Genomic DNA, 8,636 nt, shown 5'->3' with positions numbered 1-8,636 from the left:
CTGCGGGGGCGCGGGGGGAAGAAGGGGCTCGGCCATGGGATGCGCAGCCTTCTGCTGGCGGTTCATGGGAACGGAGGTGCCAATCTATGCGAAAAACAACGGAGAACAAGCGGGATTTTCGGGGTGGCGGATGGCGGGTGGATTGTCGGCAAGGAGGGTGAAGAGATGGTAAAAAGTGGCGATGACAGGCCACCGACTGGAACACCTGATAATAAAAGGTTATCGTGCGCTATATGCTGCTGATCCGGCTGGAGTGGCTGTCAGATGGCCCCAAGCGCTGTGGCGCCACACTCCGGCTGTCCGGCCGATTGCGTCACCCGTGGAAAGGCTTCCGAGGTTCTTGCAACTCCTCACCGCCGATCGGCTGCGATCCTCGACTTCCTGCCTTCACCCGCGCTACCCTCATCCCCATGGCATCCACATGGACCCCTCCCATGGGCTATGACCGCAACGCGCCCAAGCGCGCCATCAATGTCACCATCAATGCCGACCTGCTGACCCAGGCGCGGGCCTATACGCGCAATGTCAGCGGCACCTTGGAAGAACTGCTTGCCGCCTATGTGGAGCAGGAGCGCGCCCGTCGCCGCGCCGAGGATGCCGCCATCGACCGCGTCGTCGACGGCGCCAACCGCTTCCAGGCGGCAAACGGCTTCCTGTCCGACGAATTCTCGAACCTCTGACGTGCCGCAGTTCGACATCTTCCGGAATCCCGGCCAGCGCGCGGCCATCCCCTTTGTCGTCTCGCTGCAATCGACCCGGCTGGAGCGCGCCGCCGGCCGGCTGGTCATTCCCCTCGTCGAAGCCAGTGCCTTCGCGGCGGAGGAGCATTGGCTCACCCCACGCCTGACCGTCGCCGGCCGCCGGCTGGTGGCCAATCCCTTCGACCTGGCGACCGTCCCGCTGGCCCGGCTTGGCGCCCCGGTCGGCCGGATCGAGGACGAGGCCGATCGCGCCGCCCTGCTGCGCGCCGTCGACGAGCTGCTCAGCCAGGCCTGATCCGGCCTGATGCCGCGGCCCCGAACACCGCGGCCCGCAACACGACGGTCCCCGAGACCATGGCCAAGGTCGCATACCGTCCCGGAACGCGCCTAAGGTGGGCGATCGCAGCAGCAGGGAAGCCTCGCCCCTCGTGCATCTGGCCTATGTCGATTGCAGCAACCTTTTCATCGAGGCTCAGAAGGTCAGTGCCGTCAGCCATGGGCTGGCGCGCAGCCTGGCCGATGCGCGCGACCGCCGCGTGACGGATCTGCACTACCGCCTCGACCTCAACCGTCTGATGGCGCTGCTGCAGTGGCTGGAGCACCCGGTGCGGGCCATGCTCTTCGGCAGCATCACCGCCAGCAATGCCGCGCTCTGGCACCATGCCGAGGGCGCCGGCTTCGAGGTGACGGTGGTGGAGCGCGGCTTTGCCGGCCGCGAGAAGCAGGTCGATACCAGCCTGGTCGCCCGGCTCTGCCGCGACGCCTATCGCGACGCCCGGCCGGGGCTGGACCGCATCACCCTGGTCGCCGGCGACGGCGATTATCTGCCCGCGGTGCAGCAGCTGGTGGCCGATGGCTTCGACGTGACCCTGGCCTATTGGGCCCATGCCAGCCGCGAGCTGCGCGAGGCCGCCAGCCGCTTCCAGCCGCTCGACCCCTTCGTCGAGGATCTGTCCCTGTGAACTGACGAGCGCGCCGTTCAGCGATCCTGCTCGGGCACCGCCTTGTGGCCATAGACCCGGTGGTCGGCATCCGGCATGCGCAGCTCCGGATCGCCGCCATCGGCTTGCTCCAGATGCGACTTCAGGCTCTGCAGCGCGGCCTCCATGCCATGCGCCAGGGCCTGGGCCGGGGTCTCGCGCTCGGTCGGGTCGTTAGGCCGGGCGCCGCTGGCGGTGATCACCAGGCGCAGCACGGTCAGCTTGCCATGCTCCTCGACCCGCCATTCGCCGGCGGGGTCGAAGGACCAGCGCAGCCGGCCGGCGGCGGCGTCGCCCTCCAGCCCCTCGCGGGGCAGGGCGGTCTCGTCGCGGCGCAGCTGCGGCAGCCACACCTGCAGGTTCTTGGGATCCGCCAGATAGGCGAAGACCGTGGCGGCGGGACGGGCGATGGTGATCTGCTGCTCCATGCCCGAGCCAACGTTTTTGCCGGTTCTTGGTTGCCGGGGGTCGCCCCCGACCGTGCCGGAGGCCAGAATGCCGCCGCATGAACGACAGGGCGCTGCGCTATTTCCTGGCCGTGGTGCGGGCCGGCTCGATCCGGGCCGCTGCCGCGGCGCTGCATGTGGCGCCCTCCGCGGTCAGCCGCCAGGTGGCCGAGCTCGAGGCCGGGGCCGGCCAGCCCCTGCTGGAACGCCTGCCGCGCGGCGTGCAGCCGACCGAGGCCGGCCAGGCCGTCGCGCTCCACGCCCAGCGCCAGGAGGACGAGGCGGCGGCGCTGCGCGACCACCTGCGCCGGCTGCGCGGCGGTCTGGAAGGCACCATCCGCCTCTGTTGCGGCGACGGTTTCCTGGCGGATCTGCTGGAGCGCGGGCTGGCCGGGTTTTCCGCCCAGCATCCGGGGCTGCGCTTCGTCATCGTCCCGGGCGGCACCGACCGCATCCAGGCCGCCGTGGCCGAAGGCGAGGCCGAGCTGGGCCTCGCCTACAACCCGCCGGCGCATCCGCTGCTGCAGAGCGCGGCGCGGGCGCGCCAGCCGCTGGTGGCGCTGGTCCCGCCCGACCATCCGCATCGCGGCGGCCCCTTGCACCTGGCCGAGCTGGCCGCCGAGCCGGCGGCGCTGCTCTCCACCGGCCATGGCATCCGCCATCTGCTGGCGCGCGCCGAGGCCGATGGCGGCTTCCGCCTGACGCCGCGGCTCGAGACCGGCTCGGTCGAGCTGCTGCGCCGCTTCGTGCTGGCCGGGATGGGGGTGACCTTCCTGCCGGAATTCGCCGCCAGCGGCGAGCTGGCCGCCGGCCGGCTGCGCGCCATCCCGCTGGCCGACCCGGTGCTGGCCGAGGCCAGCGCGCATCTGCTGCACCGCGCCGGCCGCCGCCTGCCTGAAGGTTCCTTCCTGCTGGCGCGCTGGCTGGCCGAGAACCTGGCCGCGCTGCGCCATTGAAAAGGGGGCCGACCGGCCCCCTTCTCGTCGCGACTAGGACGCCGCGCGCCGCGGCTGCGCCGACAGCCGGTGATAGGCGGCCGCGATGGTCTCGGCGCGGTGGTCGAAGGTGTGGCCGTCCAGCACGATCCTGCGCGCCCGCGCCACCTTCTCGGCCCGCGCCTCGGGGTTCGCCAGATAGTAGGAAATCTTGCGCTTCAGCTCGTCGGCGTCGCGCGCCACCTCGACGGCGTCGCCGAAGACCTCCGACAGGCCGCGCACCGCATCGGTGATGATGAAGGCGCCGGCGGCCGAGGCGTCGAACAGCCGGTTCGACAGGAAGCCGAAGTCGCGCATCGTGTCCCAGTGGTCGTTCAGCAGCACGCCGCAGGAGCCGTACCACTGGTGCAGCTCGGCATTGGAGATGAAGCGGCCGCGGATGAAGCGCTCCGGGATTACCCCCTCCCAGAGCGAGCCGAAGACGGCGACATCGATCCCCGCATCGACGCACCACTTCACCAGCGTCCGATACTCTTTCCGCGAGTTGCCGACGAAGAGCGGGGTCTGCTCCAGCGGCAGCGGCTCCGCCGGCGGGTGGAAGACGCTGGCGTCCGTCGCCTGGTGCAGCGCGCTGACGGGCGCGCGGGTCTGCGGCGCCAGGATCTTGGCGTAGATGTCCGAGGCCACGAAGATATGGTCGTAATCGTCCATCTCGCCGTCGGCGACGCGGTCCGGATGGCTGATCTGCCACATCAGGTTCACCGCCTGCGGATCGACCCGGTAGCGATGCCGGCCGCGGAGCGCGAGGGCCACGTCGTCGCCGCGCCGCTCCCACTCGTCCTGGCAGTCGACACGCACCACCCAGCCGCGCTTCTGCAGCGCCGCGCCCAGCTGGCGGGCGAAGTGGTAGTCGCCCCATTCATTGGCGACGCGGATGTTCGGCGCCGAGATCTTGATCGCCATGCTGATCGGCCGGTCCTGCGGCCGCAGCCGCAGGATGGCCGGCGCCGCCGGCGGCAGGATGGCGGGGCTGGCCTCGAGATGCCCCGCCGCGCCGATGATGCCGACATGCAGGATGCGGTGGCCGGCCGGGCGCTCGCCGCCGTTCAGCAGCAGCACGAAGCGGCGCCGCGCTGCGTTGGCCGGGTCGGGCTGGGCGATGGCGAGGGCCACCGTCTCGTCGCCCATCACCGCGGCGAGCTTCACCGGCGCCTCGGGGGCGGCCGGATCGGGCTCGACGAAGCCGGCGACCAGCTGGTCGGCGACTTGGTCGATGCCGCCGCGTGCGGCTGTGGCGCGGAAGCGGAAGGGGCTGCCGGGCAGGTCCTCGCCGGTCGCGGTGGTGACGCGCAGGCTGTGCTCGGCGCCATCCAGCAGGCTGGCCGGCAGCGCGATGCGGAAGCCGCAGCGGTCGTTCAGCGGCGGGTTGCGGATGAACTGCCGCGGCCGGTCGGCGACCGCCGTGGCAAGCTTCGCGCCCTCGGCGTCCAGCAGCATGACGGTGCTGTCCGGCGAGGCCCAGCCGCTGACGACATGGCCCAGCACCGGATCGAGCCCGGCCTGCGACAGGAAATCGGCCTGATCGATGGTCATGACGGCGGTTCCTTAGCGACCGAGGGTCACGGCGAAGGCGAGCTTCAGCCGGTCTTCCATGGCCTTGCGGCGATGCAGATGCTCGAATTGCCGGCGGCCGCGGCGGGTGACGCGGGCGGCGCCGTTCGGATCGGCCATGACCTGCGACAGCCGGGCCAGGAAGCGCGGCGCATCGTCATGCTGGGTGGCGAAGACGCTGCGGCTGTCGAGCCAGGCCTGGTAGGTCGGGTCGGCCACCGCCACCACCGGCACCTCGGCCGCCAGCGCGGTGATGCCGAGGCTGAGGCTCAGCATGCGGTCGCGCGCGCTGGGTGCGGCCAGGGCCAGGGCGCGGCAGCCGCGCAGCGCCGCCAGCAGCGCCGCCGGCTCCAGCGTCAGCGGCTGGCTGTGGCCGCCGCTGGCCAGGCTCACGGCATAGGACCCGTCGGCCGCCAGGCTGACCAGCAGGCCGGTGTCGCCGCCGCGGCTGCGGGCGGCCAGCGCCATGGCCCAGTCATATTGCGCCTCATCGGGCGCCAGCACGGCGATGCGGGCGCCGGCCGGCCCGTCCTCCAGCGCAGCGACGCCCGTCCCGGCGGGCAGGCTGTCGAAGTCGGCGATCTGCAGCGCGCCGATGGCGATGCCGTGGCGGGTGCCGGCGGGGCGCAGCAGGGCGACCTCGCCCTCCTGCACCAGCGTCAGCAGCGGGATGTCGCCAAGGCCTGCGGCGAAGGCCGCGCTGGCCTCGGCCGGCAGCACCACGGCCTCGCCGGCCAGCAGCGGGCGGGGATCCTCGCCGGGTGCCAGCCAGAGCAGATGTGCGGCCCGGGCCAGGCCGCTGCGCGCGACGAAGCCGCGCAGCGCCGGCAGGTCGGGCAGCAGCAGGCGGATGCTGGCGAAGTCCTCCATCAGCCCGGCCAGGCTGACCATGGCCTGGGCGCCCTCGAGGCTGTCGCCGCCGAGCAGTGTCACCGTCAGCGGCGCGCTGCCCTCGGGCAGCAGCGAGCCCGGCGAGCCCAGCCGGTCCAGCGCGTTCTGCGCCACGATGGCGTTGAAGTCGGTATGCGCCTGCAGGTCGGTCACCTGGCCCCAGGCGACGTTGCGCCGGTAGAAGGCCGTGGTGATCGGCATGCCGAGCGGCGTCACCAGCCGCCCGTATTTCAGCATCAGGTCCCAGTCCTGCACCCGGCCGAGCGCCTCGTTGAAGCCGCCGAGCAGGTCGAAGACCGCGCGCTCCATGCAGATGGTGTTGAGGTCGATGTAGTTGCGGCGCAGCAGCGCCTGGTAGTCGAAGGGGGTGAATTTCAGCTCGGCGGCGCCGAGGCGGGCGCCCTTCATCTCGGTGTCGATATAGCCGCTATAGACCACCGCCTGGCCGGAATGCCGCAGCCCGGCCACCGAGGCCTGGATGAACAGCGGATGCCAGAGATTATCCGAGTCGAGGAACGTGATGTAGCGGCCACGGGAAAACTTCATGCCGAAGTTGCGGGCGATGGCGCCGTTCGACTTCTCCAGCGTCAGGAAGCGGATGCGCGGATCGTCGAAGCCCTTCACCACGAAGGCTGTCTTATCCGTGCTGCCATCGTCGCAGATGATCAGCTCCCAGTTCTTCCAGGACTGGTCGAGCACCGACTGGATCGCCTCGGCGATCAGGAAGCCGCGGTTGAAGGTCGGCATGATGATGCTGACCAGCGGCTCCTCGTCGAGCGGGCGGTCGAGCAGCCATTGCGTCAGCTCGGTCTCGTGCCGGCCGAGATCGGCAGCCAGGCGGCGGCCGCGCTCGGCATCGGCCAGGCCGATATCCTCCAGCAGGCGCTGGATATAGCTGTCGTAGAGCAGCCCCTTGCGGCTGCGCGCCTGGGCCAGCGCCGCATAGGTGCGGGCTTGGCTGGGCGGCGGGGCAGGCGGCGCGGCCTGCGGGGCGCGGGCCAGGCTGTCGAGCCAGGCCTCGACCGCGGCCAGGGCATTCTCCGCCCCGATCCCCTGGGCGCCGGCCCAGCTGCGCGGGTTGAAGCCCGGATTGGGCCAGCGCCATTCAGCGGCGCCCTCGGTCAGCCACTGGGCGAAGCCTGAGCCGGCGGCGACGCCATATTCGCGGCGGTACCAGGCCTCGTTGAACCAGGCATTCGGGCTGAGGCCGCGCGCCGCGCCCTGGGTCACCCAATGGTCGAAGGCGGAGACCACCTGGCCGGCGGCGAGCGCCGCCGCCGCCTGGGGATGCGCCAGCAGATACCAGGCCTCGTCGAACAGCCGCTTGCCGCCGGCCGCGACGAAGGCGTCGAGCGCGGAAGCCGCGGCGGGCTCGGCGACCGCGGGCCTGGCCGCCTGGCTCTGCAGCCGCCAGCGGCGGGCGCCGGCATGGTCGGCGGTGACCGCGAAGCCGGCCAGCGGCTCGCCGCCGGCGGTGCGCAGCTCGACCTGCTCCGCCTGCGGCAGAACGAACAGAAAACCGTGCCGCTGGCCGCCCAGATCGGCGCGCGGCCGGTCGGCGCGGAGCTGGCCGAAGCTGCGGCCGTCCAGCCAGATCTCCAGCGTGACCGGGCGGCCCGGCTCCTCGTGGTCCACCGCCCAGCCGGTGACGCGGTCGCCGCGGCCGGGATCGACCTGCAGGAAGTAGCGGCCCTGCACCTGGCGCACCGGCAGCTCGCCGCCGGCCAGCTGGTAGCCGCCCTTGATGCGGGCCGAGACGAAATGCAGATGCCCGTCCTGCAGCGCCGGCGGCAGCGGCAGGCGGAAGCCGCAGCGGCCGTCATTATAGGCCGGGCCGGTCAGCACCGGATGCGGCAGCTCGGCCAGCAGCTCGGCGATCACCGCGCCATCGGCCAGGATCTCCACCGTCACCGGCGCCGGGGCCAGGTTGCGGTCGACCGCCCAGCCGACCAGCTGGCCGTCGGCGTCGAGCTGCAGCAGCCCTTCCTGCGCGCTGTCGAGCCGCAGCGCCAGCGGCTGGCCGAGCGCCGCGCCGCTGGCGGCGAAGCGCACCGCGACGCTGTGCTCGGCGCCGTCCGACAGGTTGTGCGGCAGCGTCATGCTGAAGCTGCCGGGCGGGCTGTCCTCCAGCCCCAGGTCGCTGCTGATCGGCTCGGCCAGCATGATGGCGTTGACGGCGCCATCGACCACCAGCTCCAGCGAGACCGAGGCCTCGGGGTCGGCGGCGTCCCAGGCCAGGCCATGCACCGCCAGCCCGTCGCGCAGCAGCACGCCGCGCTCCTCGGCCGCCTCGGCCGGGCCGGCCTCGGGCAGGAGGGAGGTCAGGTCCTTCAGCAGTTTCAGTCGCACCGGCGCCTTGCCCGACATCAGCGGCCGGCGGCCGAGCCGCGACAGGCGGAGATCGGCGACCTCGACGACGCTGTCGGCCTGCATCTCGAAGACCAGGTGGAACTTTTCGCCCGGCTCGGCGGCGACCAGCTGCAGCAGCAGGTCGCGCTGCTGCCCGGCGATCTCGCTGTCGAAGCGCAGCAGGTCGGGCATGGCCGGCTTCTTGCCGTTCTTGCTGCCGTCGCAGACCATCAGCCGGGCGCTGACCGGCATGGCGCCGGCGCGCATCCGCCCGAGCCAGCGCAGATGCAGCACATCGCCCGGGTCGCAGCCGTCCAGCGAGAAGGACAGGCAGAAGCGGACATAGCTGCCCGGCTGGCTGACGGCGCAGCGCAGCCCGGCGGCGGGCCAGGCCTCGCCCTGGAAGGTTTCGACATGGAAGCGGCAGGGCTGGTCGCCGGCGCGGGATTCCAGATGGATGTCAGGGATGATATCGGCGCGGTTGCTGTAGTTCTTCTCGGAAACCGCAACCGGTTCTTGGAGAAACTCCGGTGAAATCTGATGAAAGTCCAGGGCGGGCTTGGCGAAGCCATGGACCGCGCGGAGGGATACTTCGCTCATCGTGCCAAATCCACCGAAGATGATTGGTATTATATTACGTTAAGGGTTGCATGGAGGCAAATCTGACGCAACCGCGGACGCGGCCATAATGCTGGAAGCCGGCCTCAAATCTCATCCAGCCCG

Annotated in this window: 7 protein-coding genes; 4 read left to right on the top strand and 3 right to left on the bottom strand. The window is 71.4% G+C overall.

Translation table 11 applies throughout. From position 1 onward, the window contains the following. Positions 1–434: 434 nt before the first annotated feature. The 3 genes from BKE38_RS31965 (at position 435) to BKE38_RS11090 (ending at position 1,663) form a co-directional block, all read left to right on the top strand. Positions 435–680, top strand: a complete 246-nt coding sequence (locus BKE38_RS31965) for a type II toxin-antitoxin system CcdA family antitoxin (protein WP_165694162.1) — start codon at positions 435–437, stop codon at positions 678–680. A 1-nt stretch (position 681) separates the two neighbouring features. Continuing rightward, a complete protein-coding gene (locus BKE38_RS11095) occupies positions 682–996 on the top strand; it encodes a CcdB family protein (protein WP_076957382.1) in 315 nt (104 codons plus the stop codon). Positions 997–1,093: 97 nt separating this feature from the next. Further along, positions 1,094–1,663, top strand: coding sequence for an NYN domain-containing protein (locus tag BKE38_RS11090; RefSeq protein ID WP_083747471.1), 570 nt, complete (start codon positions 1,094–1,096; stop codon positions 1,661–1,663). A gap of 17 nt (positions 1,664–1,680) precedes the next feature. Here BKE38_RS11090 and BKE38_RS11085 read toward each other — a convergent pair whose 3' ends face one another. After that, positions 1,681–2,109: an SRPBCC family protein gene (locus BKE38_RS11085; protein ID WP_076957381.1), complete on the bottom strand. Its 429-nt coding sequence runs from the start codon at positions 2,107–2,109 to the stop codon at positions 1,681–1,683. 77 nt (positions 2,110–2,186) lie between these two features. Here BKE38_RS11085 and BKE38_RS11080 point away from each other — a divergent pair, with 77 nt between their 5' ends. Then, positions 2,187–3,083, top strand: coding sequence for a LysR family transcriptional regulator (locus tag BKE38_RS11080; protein ID WP_076957380.1), 897 nt, complete (start codon positions 2,187–2,189; stop codon positions 3,081–3,083). Positions 3,084–3,116: 33 nt separating this feature from the next. On the opposite strand, the gene BKE38_RS11075 is transcribed toward BKE38_RS11080, so the two are convergent. Further along, a complete protein-coding gene (locus BKE38_RS11075) occupies positions 3,117–4,655 on the bottom strand; it encodes a CgeB family protein (protein WP_076957379.1) in 1,539 nt (512 codons plus the stop codon). Between the two features lie 12 nt (positions 4,656–4,667). Further along, positions 4,668–8,513 carry a glycosyltransferase family 2 protein gene (locus BKE38_RS11070; RefSeq protein WP_076957378.1) on the bottom strand — a complete coding sequence of 1,282 codons (3,846 nt, stop codon included), beginning with the start codon at positions 8,511–8,513 and terminating at the stop codon, positions 4,668–4,670. Between the last annotated feature and the right edge of the window lie 123 nt (positions 8,514–8,636).

The organism is Teichococcus deserti (genome assembly GCF_001982615.1).
In the GTDB taxonomy this organism is placed as follows: Bacteria; Pseudomonadota; Alphaproteobacteria; order Acetobacterales; family Acetobacteraceae; genus Pseudoroseomonas; species Pseudoroseomonas deserti.
The sequence above is the reverse complement of the archived record's forward strand: the minus strand, read 5'-3'. Positions and strand labels throughout refer to the sequence as shown.